Origin of the sequence: Microcoleus sp. PH2017_35_SFW_U_B (assembly GCF_020737865.1) — a bacterium.
GTDB lineage: Bacteria > Cyanobacteriota > Cyanobacteriia > Cyanobacteriales > Microcoleaceae > Microcoleus.
The window spans coordinates 1-1,151 of record NZ_JAEQDE010000017.1; the positions used below are offsets into that span (position 1 = coordinate 1).

Below are 1,151 nucleotides of genomic sequence, written 5' to 3' on the forward strand. Positions count from 1 at the left end.
GGTACATGAACGAAAGTGCTGCTGTGCATGGCTTTTGACTAATTTTAGCTCATAGTCTAACACATTGTCAACGCCGAACGCGAGTCAAAGTCTTTTGAGATAAGGGTTTTAGGCTTATTCAGCAAGCCCTAGATACTTGCAAAAGTTTTTAGCGGTTTTTCTGCGACAATTTTTAAATAAATTTAGGGTAGGTTCGACCCTTCCGGCCCACAAAAATTCCTTGGCTTTGGCTAAAGATTTTAATGACCCTCCCACTTTATATAAATTTTCCATTAAATGATACCAATCTAAAATTTCCCGTCGGGTCTTACCAGGATTTAACTGGCTCATAATATTCCATATCCCATCATGTCCATCACCCAAACAAGTTAATATATCGGCTAATGGCTGATGGTTTATATAATTAATTAACTCTTCATTCTCTTGATAAAAAGCCCCATAATAACTTTCATGTAACCGCACTGCCTTATAATCTTGCCAATGAGAGCCTTCGCCCAACTTCCCTCTGAGACGGACTTTCCCTCCATCTATGCTTGTTTCTTTCACCTCTATTTTGGCATGAGGTTCTGACCATTCTTGTTTTTCTACCAATCTGTGTAAACAAGTGTGTCCTATCTTTACTCCTGTCTGAACTTCCATTTCACGGGCAGCTTTTTCGTAGGAAAGATTAGCTATTTGACGGAGACAGCATTTTTCAAATAATGGAGATAATCGAGTAGATTTCTTGAACTCTAATTTTTGGGCCTGTTTTTCAGTAATTATTAGTTCACCAATACAGCTTTTTACTGTGCGCGGTCGTCCTTGTTCTGTTCCTGTTGCTTGTTTGATAAAAAAAAACCGATTTGTGGCCCCACTTTTTCAAGCCATTGTTGCCTGAGATGTTTTTCAATATTTTCCAGACTGGTCAGTTCACTTGGGGGTGTATTGTTATACAAAATTTTAGCAATTTCTGCCGTACAGGATTCCAACCGCTCTAGTTCTTCAGGGGTCATGGCTCTTTTTCTCGACTTTTTTTGACGCTTTTATTGATTTTAACTATTTTACACTTATTCCAATACCCCGGACTGTTTTTTGAGCAGCGACCCAAAGCCTCATTCTACCGTTAATATTTCACAGATACTGGAACCCAGAACCCGCATTCTACCGTTGGT

2 protein-coding genes are annotated in these 1,151 nt (G+C 39.2%); both read right to left on the reverse strand.

Annotated elements, in window-relative coordinates:
- Positions 1-114: 114 nt before the first annotated feature.
- A complete protein-coding gene (locus tag JGK36_RS00130) occupies positions 115-639 on the reverse strand; it encodes a hypothetical protein (RefSeq protein ID WP_293200735.1) in 525 nt (174 codons plus the stop codon).
- A gap of 143 nt (positions 640-782) precedes the next feature.
- Positions 783-992 carry a hypothetical protein gene (locus JGK36_RS00135; RefSeq protein WP_293200737.1) on the reverse strand — a complete coding sequence of 70 codons (210 nt, stop codon included), beginning with the start codon at positions 990-992 and terminating at the stop codon, positions 783-785.
- Between the last annotated feature and the right edge of the window lie 159 nt (positions 993-1,151).

Excerpts from the sequence above, each read along its gene's own strand:
- JGK36_RS00130 (WP_293200735.1), bottom strand. The coding sequence starts at position 639 with ATGGAAGTTCAGACAGGAGTAAAGATAGGACACACTTGTTTACACAGA.
- JGK36_RS00135 (WP_293200737.1), bottom strand. The coding sequence starts at position 992 with ATGACCCCTGAAGAACTAGAGCGGTTGGAATCCTGTACGGCAGAAATT.